The organism is Citricoccus alkalitolerans (assembly GCF_039528175.1).
Classification (GTDB): domain Bacteria; phylum Actinomycetota; class Actinomycetes; order Actinomycetales; family Micrococcaceae; genus Citricoccus; species Citricoccus alkalitolerans.
Genome location: NZ_BAAALH010000001.1, coordinates 537,148 through 553,416, shown reverse-complemented (window position 1 = coordinate 553,416; position 16,269 = coordinate 537,148). Strand labels below are relative to the sequence as shown.

The window sequence follows — 16,269 nt, the reverse complement described above, 5'->3', positions numbered from 1 at the left end:
GGGTGTCAGTCGTGACCGACCAGATTTCCACCGGCCCTGCCGGTTGGCTGCTCCCGACGTCCCTGTTCACGGACCATTATGAACTCACCATGCTGGAGGCTGCCCTCCAGTCAGGGGCAGCTCACCGCCGCAGCCTGTTCGAGGTCTTCTCCCGCCGTCTGGCCGAGGGTCGCCGCTACGGCGTGGTGGCGGGGACCGGGCGCCTACTCGAGGGACTGGCCACCTTTCGCTTCGGCGCCGAGGAACTCGATTTCCTCTCCGACCACCGGGTGGTCAATGACACCACCCTGCAGTGGCTGGCCGATTTCCGGTTCTCCGGCAGCATCTACGGCTACGCCGAAGGCGAGGCGTACTTCCCCTATTCACCGCTCCTCCAGGTCGAGTCGACCTTCGCCGAGGCCTGCATCCTCGAGACCTACCTGCTCTCCGTGCTCAACTACGACTCCGCGGTGGCGTCGGCTGCCTCGCGCATGACCTCCGCCGCCTACGGTCGCCCCTGCATCGAGATGGGCTCGCGGCGGATCAATGAGGAGTCCGCCGTCGCCGCGGCCCGGGCCGCCGTCATCGCCGGCTTCGCCTCCACCTCCAACCTCGCCGCCGGTATCCGCTACGGCCTGGAGACGGTCGGCACCGCTGCCCACTCCTTCACCCTGTTGCACGATTCCGAACGCGAGGCGTTCGAGGCCCAAGTGGCCTCGCTGGGCAAGGACACCACCCTGCTCGTGGACACCTTCGACGTGGAGTCCGGCGTCCGCACGGCCGTCGAGGTGGCCGGGCGGGAATTGCGCAATGTGAGGCTGGATTCAGGCGATCTGGTGGAGCAGGCGCATTGGGTGCGCTCCCTGCTCAATGACCTCGGCAACCACGAGACCGGCATCATGGTGACCTCGGACCTGGACGAGTACGCCATCGCCCACCTGCAGTCGGCGCCGGTGGACTCCTACGGCGTAGGCACTCGGCTGGTCACCGGCTCGGGCGCCCCCACGGCGTCCATGGTCTACAAGTTGGTCAGCCGTCAGGACGGCGACGGCGAATGGATCGATGTGGCCAAGGCCTCCTCCGGCAAGGGCTCGCTGGGCGGCCGCAAGCACGCGGTCCGCCGGCTCGACGAGTCGGGGCGTGCCACCGCCGAACTGCTCGGGGTCAACCAGCGGGCCGAGGCGCAGGCCGACGACCGCCCGCTACAGCATGCCTTCGTCCGCGATGGCGAACTCCAACCCGGCTGGACCGGACCGGCCGCCGTCACGCGGGCCGCAGACCGGCACCGGGCCTCCCGTGCGGAATTGCCCGCCGCTGTGCGTAGACTGCAGCCCGGCGAACCGGTCATCCCGACCGTGTTCAACGAGGCCTGAGGGCCTCTCCCACCACCGCTTCACCCCCGCGTCAGAACAGGAAAGAACTTCACCATGCGCGCCTTGGTCATCGTGGATGTGCAAAACGACTTCTGTGAGGGCGGCAGCCTCGGCGTCGACGGCGGCGCCCAGGTGGCCGGCCGGATCACGGCCTTCCTGGACGAGCACGCCCAAGATTACGCCGCGGTGGTCGCCACCCGCGACTGGCACGTGGATCCGGGTCCCCACTTCGCCGACGAGGGCACAGAGCCGGACTACACCGAGACCTGGCCCGTGCACTGCGTCGCCGGAACCGGCGGCGCTGAACTGCATCCCGAGCTGGACACCGAGTTCATCGACGCCCAGTTCCTCAAGGGCCGCTTCGATGCCTCGTACTCCGGCTTCGACGGGCAGCTCGGCGTTCCGGATATGGTGCGCTCCGGTGCCCCCGAGGGCACGTCCGGTCCCTTCGGCGCCACCGCGGCAGCTGCCACGGCCGTCGAGGAGGACGCCCCGGGTCTGGACGACTGGCTGCGGGCCGAGGGCATCAACTCCGTCACCGTGGTCGGCATCGCCACCGACCACTGCGTCCGCGCCACCGTGCTGGACGCCATCGACGCCGGCTATGACACCTCCGTGTTCACCGACCTCGTGACGGGCGTAGACCCGGAACGGTCCGAGGAGGCCCTGGAACTCATGGAGGAGAACGGCGCAGTGCTGCAGACGTGGGGCGGCACGGCAGACTAGCCCTGCGTCCTCGCTCCGGGGTCACTTCCGTCCGACGAACCAGCCCTGGAGGGTCTTCAGCCGGGTCTCCAGCTGGTCGGCCGTTGCCTGGGGCACAGCCGGCCCACCGCTGATCTCGCGGAGACGGTTGTGGATCATCCCGTGCGGGGTCCCGGACCGTGCGGACCAGGCCGAGACGCTCTTGGACAGCTCCGACCTCATCTGCTTGAGACGGCGGTGGTCCACCACCTGATCGGCCCCCGGACCAGCGCCGTGGTGAGCCTGGCCCGATCCCGCGTTCCCGCTGGTCTGGGGCCGGCGCTTGAGTTGATCGGCCTGGCGCTGGCGCAACAGCTCTCCCACCTGTTCGGCGTCCAGGAGTCCCGGGATGCCGAGGAAGTCCAGCTCGTCCTCGGAACCGACCGCCCCTCCGGTGCCGAACTCGGAGCCGTCGAACAGGACCTTGTCGAAGGACGCCTGGGATTCCAAGGCCTTGAATTCGGACTTCGTCAGGGAGTCCGAGGCCCGCTCCTGCCGGTTGGCCGCCGCCAGAAGGTCCTCTTCCGGAGACAGGGACAGATCCTCAAGCCCGTCCACCCCGGCCGCGGACTCGGGCCGGTCCAGGGCGTGGTCCCGCTCGGCCTCCATCTCGTTGGCCAGCAGCATCAGCTGCGGCACCGAAGGCAGGAAGACACTGGCGGTCTCCCCGCGCTTGCGGGAACGCACGAAGCGGCCGACGGCCTGGGCGAAGAACAGCGGAGTGGACGTGGACGTGGCATATACGCCCACGCAGAGCCGCGGCACGTCGACGCCTTCGGACACCATGCGCACGGCGACCATCCACCGCTGGGTCCCAGCCGAGAACTCCTCGATCTTGTCCGAGGCCCCCTTGTCGTCCGAGAGCACCACGGTGATCTCCTCACCGGTGATCCGCCGGAGTTGCTCGGCGTACGCCCGCGCATCCTCGTGGTCGGTCGCGATGACGAGCGCGCCGGCGTCGGGCACATTGCGCCGCACCTCCGTGAGGCGGCGATCCGCGGCCGCCAGGACCGAGGGAATCCACTCCCCCTCCGGGTTGAGCGCCGTCCGCCAGGCCTGGGCCGTGATGTCCTTGGTGGCGGCCTCGCCGAGCTGAGCCTCCATGATGTCGCCCGTGCTGGTCTTCCAGCGCATCTGGCCGGAGTACGCCATGAAGATCACCGGGCGCACCACGTGGTCGCGCAGGGCCGGACCATAGCCGTAGGTGTAGTCGGACTTCGAGCGGCGGATGCCGTCGTCGTATTCCACGTACTCGACGAACGGGATGGTCGCCGTGTCGGAACGGAACGGGGTACCGGTCAGGGACAGGCGCCGCGTGGCGGGCTCGAAGGCCTCACGGATGCCGTCACCCCAGCTCAGAGCGTCGCCACCATGGTGGATCTCGTCCAGGATCACCAGGGTTCGGGCGTTCTCCGTACGGTTGCGGTGCAGGATGGGTTTCGATGCGACCTGGGCGTACGTCAGCGCTACGCCGATGTACTCGTCTCCGTGCCGTCCGTCCGAATTCTTGAAATGGGGATCGATCGCGACGCCGATGCGGGCCGCCGAATCCGCCCACTGGCGCTTGAGGTGCTCCGTCGGCGCGACGACGGCGATGCGCGTGACGGTCCCGGCCTCCAGCAGCATCTTGGCCACGCGCAGGGCGAACGTGGTCTTGCCGGCGCCGGGGGTGGCGACCGCCATGAAGTCCTGCGGCTGCTTGGAGAAGTACAGTTCCAGGGCCTCCTGCTGCCATTGGCGGAGCTTCTGGGCGGTACCCCAGGCAGCCCGCTCCGGCAGGGCCGGCGGGAGGTCGTCGCCGATGTGGAACAGGGCGCCGGGCGCGGCATCAGTCACAGGATCAGACACGGATCTTCGGAGGCCTCCTTGCGGGCGTGGGCGTGCACATCGTCATGCGTGGAACGATCCGGGACCGCGTGATCAGGGAACCATCGGCACGACGCCGGCCGGCCGGGTCTGGCGCGGTCCGTCACGTGAGCGCGGTCAGGAAAGTCGGGTGTCAAAAGGTGTCAAACGGCTTCAAAGGTTGCGGAAGGCAACGGAGGTCACGGCGGAACAGTCAAGCGGTCAGGCCAGGAGAGACCGCGGCTCAGCCGCGGCCACCGAACCAGCCGCGCCGTCCCCCACCGGATCCTCCCATGCCGGATTCCCCGCCGGAGTTGCCGTCCTTGGGGGCCTTCAGGCCGTCGTAGATCTCTTTGCACTCCGGGCAGACGGGGAACCGCTCCGGGTCCCGGCCCGGGGTCCACACCTTGCCACACAGGGCTACCACGGGATCGCCGGTGACGGCGGACTCCATGATCTTCTCCTTGCGGACATAGTGGGCGAAGCGCTCGTGATCGCCCGGCTCGGCCTCCTGCAGCTGCTCCTGGCGGTCGAGGACCGCGGCTCCGCCGCTGCTGGGACCGCCGGGAGCCCCCGGGGCGCCAGGCTGATGGGGGTCAGGATCGGCAGGCAAACTCATGTCCACCAGTCTACCGCCCCGGCACCCGGGTGGAGGCAAGTCCGCGGGCAGGGGACTCAGCCGGTGGCGGCCAGCACTGACTGGTAGGTCTCTGCCTGTGAGCGGTCGAACCACTTCGCGCCGAGCCGGATGCCCAGCCACAACAGGAACACACCCAACCCGAGGCCCACCACGAGGGTGATCCACATCAGCAGCATGGTGCCGGTCGCCAGGGCTACAACGTAGAGGATCAGGCCGGGCAGGCAGAGCCCACCGACCACGACCATGGCGCCGAGGGAGATGAGCATCATGCGCATGCCACCGCCTTCAGGCGTGGCGAACGGACTGGCGCCTGGTGGCGGCACCGGGTAGATGAACCGGGCTGAGACCAGGGCGGAGACGCCGGCCCCGGTCAACAGGGCGCCGATCCCGACGCCGATCAGCCCGGGCAACAGCCACCATTGGCCGGCCATCCACACGGTGGCGACGGTGAACAGCAGCGTCACGGGAATCCCCCACGCCAGCAGGGAGCCGATCCGGCCGACGCGATCGTCCCGGCCGGAGACACCGGCGGTCACGTGCTGGGCGAAGGCCGAACCGTCGTAGCTGATGTCCGCGGAGATGGAGTAGCCGAGCATGAAGCCGGTGATGGGGCCCATCAACAGGATCATGACGTACTCACCGGACTGGTAGCCGAGGAACCAGAAGAGCACCAGCAGCAGCGGCAGCACCACGAGGGAGGCCGAGTAGCGGGGGTCCTTGAGCCAATAGATCAGCGAGCGGGCGGCGATGGCTCCGGCCGGCGTCCCCGGGAACACACCCAGCAGGCCCAGTCCGGTCTTGGTCTTCGAGCTCGCGGGACCAGACCCGCGCACTTGCGCATAACTGCGGTTCACGGCCAGTTGCCAGAGCCACAGGGCACCGGCCACCCACATCAGGCACAGCATGGCCTGGGCCAGGGCCTCGAGTGGGCGTCCTTCGGCCAGCGCCCAGGGGGCGCCGGTGAAGGAGCCGAGTGGGGTCCAGGCGATGATGGCTGCCAGGCCGGGCAGCTGCTCCAGGGCAGCCTCGACGGACTCGACGATGCCGGTGAGGATCACACCGGCCAGCATCAGGGGGATGAACGCGACGATGGACATGATCTCGCGGATACGCCGCTGTCCGGTGATCCCGGCCAGCAGCCCGGTCACCGCGTAGGAGATGCAGATGCAGAAGATGGCACCGAGGATGGTGGTCGGCACCGCCAACAGCATCGCGCCGGCCTGATCCCGCCACGCGAGCGTTGACAGCAGGAAGCCGATGAGGGTGGCCGCGCCGGGGATCGTGGCGAGTCCGGCCATGGCCAGCCCCAGGACCAGCTGACGGGACGGGATCCCGAAGGTCGCGAAGTTCGCCGGGTCCAGGGTCAGGTCGACACCGGTGAAGAACACGGGGATGATGATCCAGCCAACCACGGCGACGGCTCCCACCAGCGTGAGGATGGCGCCCCGGGCATCCGTCTCGAGTTCGGGCATGAACGAGGCCCCGACGCCCAACATCACCAGGACGAAGGCGAGGTACGCCATCAGCAGGATGGCCAGCACCAGCTGTCCGGTGCTCTTCTTCCACCCGTTGACCGTGATGGCCAACTTCATGCGGATCAGGTGCGCAACCATGACAACCCCTCACCGGTCGAGCGGCCGCCCACGAGATCAACGAATCGATCTTCGAGGCTCTGTCCGTCCCGGACCTCGTCCACGGTCCCGGCCGCCAGCAGATTGCCCTGGGCGATGATGGCCACGTGGTCACACATTCGCTGGACGAGGTCCATGACGTGACTGGAGACGATCACCGTTCCGCCCGACTGTACGAACTGCGCCAGGATGTCACGGATGTTGGCGGCGGAGACCGGGTCCACCGCCTCGAAGGGCTCGTCCAGGACCAGGACCTTCGGGGCATGGATCATGGCCGAGGCCAGCGCGACCTTCTTGGTCATGCCGGCCGAGTAGTCCACCACGAGCTTGCCGGCGTCCCCCGTAAGGTCCATGACCCTCAGGAGATCGGCGGTGCGCTCGGCCACCGTGTCCCGGTCCAGCCCGCGCAGGAGACCCGAGTAGGTGACGAGCTGTTCGCCGGTGAGCCGGTCGAAGAGGCGCACACCGTCAGCGAGCACGCCCATGCGCCGTTTGGCGGTCAGGGGATCGGCCCAGACATCCGTGCCGTGGATCCAGACCTGTCCGTGGTCCGGACGCAGCAGTCCGGTGGCCATGGACATGGCGGTGGTCTTGCCGGCGCCGTTCGGTCCGACCAGTCCGTAGAACGAGCCCGCGGGGACATCCAGGGAAATGCCGTTGACGGCGATCTTCTCCCCGAAGCGCTTGGCCAGGCCACGGATGGCCAGCGCCGTGTCCGGATCCGGCACGGCACCGGGCTGTTGTGGCGGGAACGGCGCGGACAGGGAGCTCTCAGGATTGCTCATACCCCTGACGCTAGCAAGGGCAGGGCGCTGACCACGACAGCGCCATGGCCTGGACGGCCATGACTTAAGTCAGGAGAGAGGCCCCGTGCGGCCGGTGTCTTGAAAGGAGTGCCTAGAACAGCGCCATGGCCAGCGCCTTGCGGGACGCGGACGTGCGCGGGTCCTGATCACCGACCACGGTGTAGAGGTCCACGAGGTGCTCGCGGACGGTGTTCCGTTCCTGTCCAGGGTGTCCGGCGATGAAGCGGACCAGCCGGTTGAAGGCGTCCTCCACGTGACCGCCGAGCACGTCGAGGTCGGCCACGTCGATCTGGGCCTGGGCCTCGTCCGGCTCGGTGGCACCGCGTTCCCGCACGGCGTTCGCGTCCATGGCCGCCGTCCGCGCGAACAGGCCCGCGCGGGACAGCCCTACCTTGGCCTCGGTATCGGCAGGATTCTCGGCCAGGGCCCTGCGGTAGGCCTCCTCGGCAGCCTCGTACCGACCGGCTTCGAGCGCGTCCTGAGCTTCCTGATGTAGCGGCGGCAGCGGCGGAGCGGCCGGAGCATCGTTGCCGGCGGTCCCACCGGCACCCTGGCCGTACTCGCGAGCCGGGGCCAGCGGAGGCACGGTGCCGGAGACACCGTTCTGGGCCGCGGCGGCGAGCAGCTCGTCCAGGAGCTGCTCGAGCTGGTCGGCGGGAACCGCCTGGTTCAAGACGGGGATCGGCTGACCGGCCAGGACGGCGACGACGGCTGGCCCGGCGGCCAGCCCGAAGACCTGTAGGACCTGCGGATCGGCCTCGGCATCCACTCTGGCCAGGATCAGCTGACCACCCCGTGCGTCCACGGCCGGGGCCACGAGATCATCGATCTGCTGGCTCGCGGCGTTCGAGGGCGCTGCCAGGTGGACGAGGACCGGCACGCGGGAGGAGAGCTGGATCAACTGCTGCAGGTCACCCTGGGTGGCGTTGTCCAGGACCCAGCTTCCTGCCGGCGCTCCCTCGGGTGCTGGCTGGCCAGCTTGTCCGGGTCGCACTGGCTGTACGGGTTGCCCGGGTTGGCCCGCCGGCCGCTTGAGCGCGGACAGATCGAGGGCCCCGCGCAGGTGGGTCGGCATGGCTGGGGGCTGCTGGGACATTCCGGGCACTCCTTGAATGGATCGAGAGCTAGATCAGGAACTTGAGCGTGTGCCGGGTCGACGACGATCCGGCCCACACTGTGCGGTCCGGCCGTCCGTCACTCGTAAGTGACGGACTGCAACTCGTCCGTCAGAGCCGCCATGGAGACCTTGGCCTCGTCTCCGGTGGCACCCTCGGCCGGGATGCGCAGGGCCACCACCTCACGGTACGTCATCTCCACCGGCGAGTCGCTTTCAGTGCTGTCCTCGCCCGCCAGGGCGGCAGCCACCTCGTCCACCATCACCGTGGCTCCCTCCTCACGCGGGGCAATGGTCATCCGGGCATCCAGGAGGCCGATCACCAGGGCGGAGCCATCAGTCAAACGCATCGTGGTCGTCGTCCCCGGAATGGATTCACGGAGGAGGGACAGGCGGGCATCGGGGGCCTCCTCCTCGATGCTGGCCTGGTAGTTGTGGATGCCGTCCACCATGCTGTTGTGCGCGAACTGGTCGCCGAAGGAGTGGTCCGGCACATTCAGGTACCGGGCCAGCCCGTCCACGGCAGTGGCGGGCGACATGACCAGGCCACTGCCGTCGTCCTCCGCGACCATCTCGACCTCGGTGTTGGACAGGTCGCTGGCCGGCAGCCTGGCCGCCGGGATCATGGACGCTGCGGTCACCAGCCGGTACTGCGTCCTCGCGGAATCCTGCCGCAGCATCAGCAGCTGCGGGGTGGCGTTGGCCTCGCCCTGGGTCACCGCGGTGACAGTACGAGGGAACGCGGGGTCGGCCGGTGCCAGCACGGACCGAAGGGGTGCAGCCGCCACCGGCTCCGCCGCCCGTACATCGTCCGAGACCTGGACATTGGCGTAATTGGCGCGCCGCATGGACAGCTGGGGGTCGGCCACGCGGGACTTGAGGACCTCGGAATCCTGCCCCTCATCACCCTCGGCCACAACCGACTCGATTTCGCCGAGGATGCGCTCCAACTGGCTGTCGGTCAGGATCGGGTACTCGTCGCCCTCGTCAGCCGACGTCTGGTCCGGGGCCTGCGGCGCGTCGCTGGCCGGAGCACTCTGAGTGCCCTGCGCGCTCGCCGGGCCCGCTCCCAGGACCCCCGCCAGCGCCAGAGATCCGGCCAGGAGGCCGGCGAACCGCGCCCGGGGAGTCTGGATTCGGGCAGTCTGGGTTCGGGCAGTCTGGGTTCGGGCAGTCTGGTTTCGAGGCGCCTGCGTGCGGGAGACCTGGCCCCTGCCGTCGGTGTGCGGCGTGGTCGAGGAAGACTCCTCTCGCACGTTCGGGGAGCCAGCACTGGCGCCACCGGCGCCGCCGTCGTGATTGTTTCCAGTGTTGTCCGGAGCCGAGCGGCGACGGATCACGAACGCCCACACCAGCAGAGCCAGTCCGGCGAGGACCAGCAGGCCGCCGATGATGGCCAGCGGGATGATCCACGGGCTGTCACCGAGGGTGTTGGTCCAGCTCACCGTCATCTCGGCCGGTGCGGGTTCGGTGCCGTCGGCGGCGACCAACAGGGACCAGTCCCCCTCGGACGGCACGGACCACCGCTGGTCGATCGTGCCGCTGGCCTCCTGGGTGTCCACCCACAGATCGGAACCGGCGGGGTCGGGAACCGTGGCCTCGCCCTCGGTGTGCTCCACCACCACGCGCGGGTCCTGGCCGTTCGGGACCTCGGTCTCGACCCCGGTGACGGTGTTGTGGGCGGCATCGCCGATCCACGCCTCGATGTCCCGGGTCTGGCCGAGCATGACCGTGTAGTCACCGTCACCGGTGAGCGTGTAGTCCACCGGGTCCTCCGCGACCTCATTGATTCCACCGGTGATGACCGTCAGGGGAGCCTCCGGCGCGGCATCGACGGAGGACTGGTCCGTCGTGGCCGTGAGCGTCGCCGGAGGGGCCCAGATCGTCTGCAGGCCGGCGGCGCCGAAGATGGCGGCAAGGCCCAATATCAGGGCTACTATTCCGGAAACAACTCGCACGCGGTCAACCTGTCTGTGATTCGGGGGGTGTGTGTGGCGGTGCCATTGGTGCTCATGGTGTGGGGCAGGACCCTGCCGCACCTCGGCACCCTAGTATACCGAGAAGGTCACCAAATGATAACGACGCAGGTCGTCCCGCGACTCCTGCCGGTGACGTAACCTGTGGCTTGTGCAGGACCACGACTCCCCCCAAGCGGCTTCCGATTCCGTCCCCGAGGCCGCCTCCGGCAGCCCGGCCGGGACCGTCTCCGGTACCCCCGCAGCCGCCGACGCCTCGGCTGCGACGCCGCACTCCGGCCTCCTCCGACGGTGGTGGGCCAGGCGCCGGCTTCCCGGTGCACGGCCCCGTCCCCGATTCGAGCTCCGTCCGGTAGCCACCTCACCTCCTGCCGCGGAGAGCGAGGCGGATACGGGGCCCGCTGTTCGTGCCGCCGACGCCGCCGGCCCGTCCCACGGCGTCCGACTGGTCCAATGGGCCCATCCGGTCCAGACCGGCTTCCTGTTCACGTTCGGCGTGGGCCTCGCCTTCCTGCTGTATGGGATCATCTCCGCCAACACCCAGTTGCTCGTGTGGATCGGCGCGGCTCTGTTCATCTCCCTCGGGCTGGACCCCGTGGTGCGGCGCATCGAGTCGTGGGGTGCTCCCCGAGGGGTGGGCGTGGCTGCGGCCGTGCTGCTGCTGGCCGCGATCCTGACGCTCTTCTTCTCCCTGCTCATCCCCACGGTGGTCGAGCAGACCACGGGTTTCGTCAACGGCCTGCCGGCCACGGTCTCCGACTTCCTGGAATCACAGTTCTTCCACGACCTGGACAACGAGTTCGGCATCCGGGACATCGCCGTGACGGAACTGGAGAAGTTCATCGGCGACTCGTCCAACGTCACAGCCGTCTTCGGCGGACTCTTCGGGGTGGGCACTGCCATCGTCAACACCGGGTTCTCCGTGCTGATCGTGCTGGTGCTGACCCTGTACTTCCTCGCCACCCTGCCGGCCATGAAGTTCTGGGCCTACCGGTTGGCCCCGAGCACCCGGCGCCCCCGGGTGGAGTACCTCGGCGAGGAGATCACCTCCTCCGTGGGCCACTACGTCATCGGCCAGTCGGTCGTGGCGGGGCTCAACGGTCTGGTCGCCTTCATCGCCATCTCCATCGCGGGGATCCCGTTCGGGGCGCTCCTGGCCTTCTTCGCCGGACTGATGGCCTTCGTTCCCCTCGTGGGCGCCATGACGGGCGGCATCATCCTGACCCTCGTGGCCCTGACCGGCGGGTGGCAGCAGGCGCTGATCTTCGCCGCGATCTACTTCATCTACCTCCAGGTCGAGGCCTACTTCGTCTCCCCACGCGTGATGAGCAAGGCCGTGGCTGTACCGGGTTCCGTCGCCGTGATCGCCGTGATAGCCGGGGCCGCCCTCCTCGGAGTGCTGGGCGCCCTCATGGCCATCCCGCTCGCGGCGGCCGTCATGCTGGTGGTCAAGGAAGTGCTGATCCCCCGGCAGGACCGGATCTAGCCAGCCTGTCAGTACGGCATCCGTCGGTAGACAGCCCGTCAGTAGAGTCCGTCCTGCCGGCGATTAGACCAGCAGGGCTGGTGCCAATGACGACGGTCCGCGCCGGCCGCCTCGTCACCGAAGATCGAGTCGCTACGCCAGGCCACCAGGTGCGCCAACCCAGGCGGGATGGTCCGGCCACAACCGGGGCAGGTGTAGTCCTTCACCGCCCGCCAGGCGGCGATCTGACGGACGTGCCAGCCGCCGTCGTGCCCCTGTTCCTGCCGGTACCCGGGATCCAGGCCCAGGAGGGCATCCAAGCGGTCCTGACGGCCAGGGGCCGGCGCCTGGCCCCGGGAGGGCCGGGAGCGGCGGGGGCGGTTCGAACGTGGCACGTCACCATCCTTCCACAGCCCCTCCTTCAGAGCCCGGCCTTTCACGGCCCCGTCCCCCGGACCGCTAGACTCCCCTATGTGCGTTTGGTAATAGCCCGGTGTTCCGTCAACTACGAGGGGCGTTTGCGCGCCCACCTGCCCCAGGCGACCCGCCTCCTCCTGGTCAAGGCCGACGGCTCCGTGCTGGTGCATTCGGACGGCGGCTCCTACAAGCCGCTGAACTGGATGAGCCCGCCGGCGACCCTGCGCACTGCCGAACCCACCGAGGAGCTGGCCGCCGAGGGTGTGGTCCAGGTCTGGACGGTGCAGGCCATGAAGTCGGACGACCGTCTGATCGTGCACCTCTTCGAGATCATGCATGACTCGTCCCACGAGCTCGGTGTGGATCCAGGACTGGTCAAGGACGGCGTCGAGTCCGACCTGCAACGGCTGTTGGCCGAGCAGATCGAGTTGCTCGGCGACGGTCACACGCTGGTACGCCGCGAGTACATGACCGCCATCGGGCCCGTGGACATCCTCGCCCGGGATGCCACCGGCGGATCGGTGGCCGTGGAGCTCAAGCGCCGCGGGGACATCGACGGCGTGGAGCAGCTCACCCGCTACCTCGAGCTGATGAACCGCGATCCGCTGCTGGCTCCGGTCCAGGGCGTCTACGCGGCACAACAGATCAAGCCGCAGGCCCGCACCCTCGCCGAGGACCGGGGCATCCGCTGCCTCACCCTGGACTATGACGCCATGCGTGGCGTGGACGATGCCGAGTCCCGGCTCTTCTGACCCGGCGCCTGACCCGGCTGTCCAACACAGCCCGGCCTCCGGACGGCGTACCGGCCGACTCATCACGCCCGGGCTCGTCGACCAGCACTGCCATGGACTGGCCGGCGCGGACTTCGCCACGGCGCCCGTGCGCGACGTCCGAGACGCACTCCGAGAGCTGTCCCGGCGGGGCGTAACCCGCGTTGTGGCCTCACTCCCCACCCTGCCCGCCCTGGATCTGCTGGCCGCCGTCCGCCGACTCGCCCCGCTGGTCTGCGAGGGCACCCTGGCGGGCCTCCACCTGGAGGGGCCGTTCCTCTCCCCCCACCGCTGCGGGGCCCAATCCGCCGAGGACGTCCTGGAGCCGGGCTCGGACCGGTCACGCCGACTGTTGGAATCCCTGGTGCAGGCCGGACGACGCAACCACGCCGGCCCGGACGCCCAAGCGATCGTGGCCATGACCTATGCACCCGAACTCGATGGCGCGGAGTGGGTGGAGCGCACCCTGTTCGCCGCAGGCATCCTGCCATCCCCCGGCCACACCGACGCCACGGAGGCCGAGTTCACGACCGCATTGCAGCGGTGGGCCGAGATGCCGACGCCGGGTTTCGGCGGCACAGGCCAGCGCGGGCACCCGGCCGTCACCCACCTGTTCAACGCCATGCCCGGATTCCATCACCGCGCCCCGGGGCCGGTGCCGGCGGCCCTACGTGCCGCGGCCCGCGGAGACCTCCGGCTCGAGCTGGTGGCTGACGGCCTGCATGTGGACCCCGGCGTCGTCCTGGACGTTTTGCGGCTCGCTCCGGGTGCGGTCTGCGTGGTCTCGGACGCCTCCGCGGCCACCGAGGCACCCGCGGGTGCCCACACGCTGGGCGCGGTCGCCATCCAGACCACCGGGAACGGGAGCGCCACCGCACCCCGAGTGGTGGGTCAGACGACCATGGCCTCGGGTGCCGTGGCGCTGGACGGTGCGCTGCGGCACCTGCTGGCGTGGGGCGTTCCGCCGGAGCTCGCGGTCCCGGCCGTGAGCACGACGCCGGCCCTCACCCTGCCGCCCGCACGCCGCGCCTCGGGATGGGTGGAGTGGGAATGGGACGCCGAGACCGGCACGATCGCCCCCGGCCCGCCGGCCGTCGTCGTCCCTCCGGGCACGCCAGGCCCTTGAGCCGCACTGACGGCACTCTTTAAAGCAGCAGGCACCCCGGGACGTGCCGGGGTGCCTGCTGAGATGCTGTTGTCATCTGATGGATGGCGTGACGTGTCCTAATGGGCCCGGCCCCGGTAGCCCCGCGGCGGGAGCTCCCGCCAGGTGCCGAAGCCCACCGCCGGACCGGACTCGATCCAGGCCGAGAGGCCAGCGCAGGCGTCGGCCTGGATGAGCAGGTCGACCGGGGCCGGTCCGCCATCCACGCGCACCACCACGGAGCCGTCCTGGCGGACCGTCCCCTCGCGGTGCAGGCGCAACACGTGCCGGGCCGCTGACCAACGGGGCCGCGGATCCACCGACGCCACCGTCATGAGGTCGAGACCCGATTCATCGTACCGTCCGATGACGCGGACGCCCCCGGTGCCCTCACCTGCCGCGCGGATGCGAGCGGTGAAGGTCCCGGGGGTGCGAACCAGGGTGCGCCAACGCCAGTAGACCATGAAGGCGATGACCAGGACGGCCGCCACCAGGGCAGCCAGCACCGCTGCGATCAGTGCGGACCACCCAGGCGTCACCTCAGGCTGCGCCCTGCTCGGCGGAGTCGCCGTCGAGGGACGCTGCCCCGGCCACGATCACGACGCGGTCGTTGTCCACAGAGAAGAACCCGCCCTCGGCATGTGCTGTGAGGGTCTGACCGTTGGTCTGCTGGACCACGACGTCGCCGTCGCCCAGCACGGCCAGCAGCGGGGTGTGACCCGGCAGGATGCCGATCTCGCCCTCTGCGGTCCGGGCGCTGACCGCCTGCGCCGGCCCGGACCACACGAAGCGGTCCTCGGCGACGATCTCAACTTCGAGTTCGTACTCAGCCATGCGGATCAGTTCTCCGACTGGATCTTGGCCCAGTTGCGCTCGACGTCATCCAGCCCGCCGACGTTGTAGAACGCCTGCTCGGAGATGTGGTCAAGGTCGCCGTTGGCGATGGCGGTGAAGCCCTCGACGGTGTCCTTGATCGGCACGGTCGAACCCTCGACACCGGTGAACTGCTTGGCGGTGTAGGTGTTCTGGGACAGGAACTGCTCGATGCGGCGGGCGCGCGAGACGACGATCTTGTCCTCTTCGGAGAGCTCGTCCACGCCGAGGATCGCGATGATGTCCTGCAGTTCCTTGTTCTTCTGCAGGATCTGCTTGACGCGGGTGGCGGCATCGTAGTGATCCTGGCCCACGTACTGCGGGTCGAGGATGCGGGAGGTCGATGCCAGCGGATCCACGGCCGGGTACAGGCCACGGGAGGCCAGGGTACGAGTCAGGTTCGTGGTGGCGTCCAGGTGCGCGAACACGTTGGCCGGCGCCGGGTCGGTGTAGTCGTCCGCGGGCACGTAGACGGCCTGCATCGAGGTGATGGAGTGACCGCGGGTGGAGGTGATCCGCTCCTGCAGCACGCCCATCTCGTCAGCGAGGTTCGGCTGGTAGCCCACCGCCGAGGGCATGCGGCCCAGCAGCGTGGAGACCTCTGAACCTGCCTGGGAGAACCGGAAGATGTTGTCGATGAACAACAGCACGTCCTGGTTCATCTCGTCACGGAAGTACTCCGCCATCGTCAGGGCCGAGAGGGCGACGCGCAGACGCGTTCCCGGCGGCTCGTCCATCTGGCCGAACACCAGGGCGGTGTCCTTGAGGACGTTGGCCTCTTCCATCTCAACCCAGAGGTCGTTGCCCTCACGGGTGCGCTCACCGACGCCGGCGAACACCGAGGTGCCGCCGAAGTTGCGGGCCACACGCGTGATCATCTCCTGGATGAGCACGGTCTTGCCCACGCCGGCGCCGCCGAACAGGCCGATCTTGCCGCCCTTGATGTACGGGGTCAGCAGGTCGATGACCTTGATGCCGGTCTCGAGCATCTCCGTGGAGCCCTCGAGGGAGGCGAAGTTCGGCGCCGGACGGTGGATGGGCCAGCGCTCGGTGACCTCGAGCTGCGAGGTCGGCACGTCGAGGGACTCGCCGAGGACGTTGAAGATGTGTCCCTTGACGACCTCACCGACGGGCACGGAGATCGGGGCACCCGAGTCGACCACGGACGCGCCGCGGACCAGGCCGTCCGTGGCCTGCAGGGAGATGGCGCGGACCAGGTTGTCACCCAGGTGCTGCGCGGTCTCGAAGGTGATGGTGTGGGTCTCGCCGTTGACGGTGAGCTCGGCGGTCAGGGCGTTGTACAGCGCCGGCATGGCATCGGCGGGGAACTCAGCGTCGATCACCGGCCCGATCACACGGGCGATGCGGCCAGTGGCGCCACCGGTGGCGGTACCGGTGCCCTGTTCGTTCGTGGTGGCAGTCATCTCTCTCACTTCTTTGGTGTGGCTGGAGGTTGACAGTCAGTTGACGGTCAGTTGGCAGTCAGATGGCT

Annotated in this window: 15 protein-coding genes; 5 read left to right on the top strand and 10 right to left on the bottom strand. The window is 69.0% G+C overall.

Annotated elements, in window-relative coordinates; all coding sequences use genetic code 11:
* Positions 1–23: 23 nt before the first annotated feature.
* Both ABD134_RS02470 and ABD134_RS02465 read left to right on the top strand, forming a co-directional pair.
* Positions 24–1,352 carry a nicotinate phosphoribosyltransferase gene (locus ABD134_RS02470; RefSeq protein WP_344227621.1) on the top strand — a complete coding sequence of 443 codons (1,329 nt, stop codon included), beginning with the start codon at positions 24–26 and terminating at the stop codon, positions 1,350–1,352.
* A gap of 54 nt (positions 1,353–1,406) precedes the next feature.
* Positions 1,407–2,078, top strand: a complete 672-nt coding sequence (locus ABD134_RS02465) for an isochorismatase family protein (protein ID WP_344226404.1) — start codon at positions 1,407–1,409, stop codon at positions 2,076–2,078.
* Between the two features lie 21 nt (positions 2,079–2,099).
* Here the strand turns inward: ABD134_RS02465 and ABD134_RS02460 are convergent, their stop codons facing one another.
* The 6 genes from ABD134_RS02460 to ABD134_RS02435 all read right to left on the bottom strand — a co-directional run bounded on the left by ABD134_RS02460 (position 2,100) and on the right by ABD134_RS02435 (position 10,057).
* Positions 2,100–3,944 (bottom strand): DEAD/DEAH box helicase, encoded by a 1,845-nt coding sequence (locus tag ABD134_RS02460; protein WP_344226402.1) that lies wholly within the window; start codon positions 3,942–3,944, stop codon positions 2,100–2,102.
* 241 nt (positions 3,945–4,185) lie between these two features.
* Positions 4,186–4,560: a DUF3039 domain-containing protein gene (locus tag ABD134_RS02455; RefSeq protein WP_344226400.1), complete on the bottom strand. Its 375-nt coding sequence runs from the start codon at positions 4,558–4,560 to the stop codon at positions 4,186–4,188.
* A gap of 56 nt (positions 4,561–4,616) precedes the next feature.
* On the bottom strand, positions 4,617–6,194 hold the full coding sequence (locus tag ABD134_RS02450) for a hypothetical protein (protein WP_344226398.1): 1,578 nt from the start codon (positions 6,192–6,194) through the stop codon (positions 4,617–4,619).
* Entirely contained in the window at positions 6,179–6,997 is an 819-nt protein-coding gene (locus ABD134_RS02445) for an ABC transporter ATP-binding protein (RefSeq protein ID WP_344226396.1), read from the bottom strand. The genes ABD134_RS02450 and ABD134_RS02445 overlap by 16 nt, the downstream gene beginning before the upstream one ends.
* A 112-nt stretch (positions 6,998–7,109) precedes the next feature.
* Positions 7,110–8,114 (bottom strand): co-chaperone YbbN, encoded by a 1,005-nt coding sequence (locus tag ABD134_RS02440; protein WP_344226394.1) that lies wholly within the window; start codon positions 8,112–8,114, stop codon positions 7,110–7,112.
* Positions 8,115–8,212: 98 nt separating this feature from the next.
* Positions 8,213–10,057 carry a DUF8094 domain-containing protein gene (locus ABD134_RS02435; protein ID WP_344226392.1) on the bottom strand — a complete coding sequence of 615 codons (1,845 nt, stop codon included), beginning with the start codon at positions 10,055–10,057 and terminating at the stop codon, positions 8,213–8,215.
* Positions 10,058–10,259: 202 nt separating this feature from the next.
* On the opposite strand from ABD134_RS02435, the gene ABD134_RS02430 reads away from it, so the two are divergent.
* Positions 10,260–11,594, top strand: coding sequence for an AI-2E family transporter (locus ABD134_RS02430; RefSeq protein WP_344226390.1), 1,335 nt, complete (start codon positions 10,260–10,262; stop codon positions 11,592–11,594).
* A gap of 38 nt (positions 11,595–11,632) precedes the next feature.
* Here ABD134_RS02430 and ABD134_RS02425 read toward each other — a convergent pair whose 3' ends face one another.
* On the bottom strand, positions 11,633–11,968 hold the full coding sequence (locus tag ABD134_RS02425) for a hypothetical protein (RefSeq protein ID WP_344226388.1): 336 nt from the start codon (positions 11,966–11,968) through the stop codon (positions 11,633–11,635).
* Between the two features lie 78 nt (positions 11,969–12,046).
* On the opposite strand from ABD134_RS02425, the gene nucS reads away from it, so the two are divergent.
* Both nucS and ABD134_RS02415 read left to right on the top strand, forming a co-directional pair.
* Entirely contained in the window at positions 12,047–12,742 is a 696-nt protein-coding gene (nucS, locus tag ABD134_RS02420) for an endonuclease NucS (RefSeq protein ID WP_344226386.1), read from the top strand.
* Between the two features lie 184 nt (positions 12,743–12,926).
* A complete protein-coding gene (locus ABD134_RS02415) occupies positions 12,927–13,886 on the top strand; it encodes an N-acetylglucosamine-6-phosphate deacetylase (RefSeq protein WP_344226384.1) in 960 nt (319 codons plus the stop codon).
* Positions 13,887–13,984: 98 nt separating this feature from the next.
* Here ABD134_RS02415 and ABD134_RS02410 read toward each other — a convergent pair whose 3' ends face one another.
* From ABD134_RS02410 to atpD, 3 genes are read right to left on the bottom strand one after another with little or no spacing between them, the layout of a single operon-like run.
* Positions 13,985–14,443, bottom strand: a complete 459-nt coding sequence (locus ABD134_RS02410; RefSeq protein ID WP_344226382.1) for a DUF2550 family protein — start codon at positions 14,441–14,443, stop codon at positions 13,985–13,987.
* A 1-nt stretch (position 14,444) separates the two neighbouring features.
* The gene (locus ABD134_RS02405; protein ID WP_344226380.1) at positions 14,445–14,738 is read right to left on the bottom strand and encodes a F0F1 ATP synthase subunit epsilon; all 294 of its coding nucleotides are present in this window, start codon (positions 14,736–14,738) and stop codon (positions 14,445–14,447) included.
* Positions 14,739–14,743: 5 nt separating this feature from the next.
* Positions 14,744–16,201, bottom strand: a complete 1,458-nt coding sequence (gene atpD / locus ABD134_RS02400; protein ID WP_344226378.1) for a F0F1 ATP synthase subunit beta — start codon at positions 16,199–16,201, stop codon at positions 14,744–14,746.
* Positions 16,202–16,269 lie beyond the last annotated feature (68 nt).

What these genes read in the sequence shown, in the direction of transcription:
- ABD134_RS02465 (WP_344226404.1), top strand. Translation starts at nt 1,407, where the DNA reads ATGCGCGCCTTGGTCATCGTGGATGTGCAAAACGACTTCTGTGAGGGC.
- ABD134_RS02455 (WP_344226400.1), bottom strand. Translation starts at nt 4,560, where the DNA reads ATGAGTTTGCCTGCCGATCCTGACCCCCATCAGCCTGGCGCCCCGGGG.
- ABD134_RS02450 (WP_344226398.1), bottom strand. Translation starts at nt 6,194, where the DNA reads ATGGTTGCGCACCTGATCCGCATGAAGTTGGCCATCACGGTCAACGGG.
- ABD134_RS02445 (WP_344226396.1), bottom strand. Translation starts at nt 6,997, where the DNA reads ATGAGCAATCCTGAGAGCTCCCTGTCCGCGCCGTTCCCGCCACAACAG.
- ABD134_RS02440 (WP_344226394.1), bottom strand. Translation starts at nt 8,114, where the DNA reads ATGTCCCAGCAGCCCCCAGCCATGCCGACCCACCTGCGCGGGGCCCTC.
- ABD134_RS02405 (WP_344226380.1), bottom strand. Translation starts at nt 14,738, where the DNA reads ATGGCTGAGTACGAACTCGAAGTTGAGATCGTCGCCGAGGACCGCTTC.
- atpD (WP_344226378.1), bottom strand. Translation starts at nt 16,201, where the DNA reads ATGACTGCCACCACGAACGAACAGGGCACCGGTACCGCCACCGGTGGC.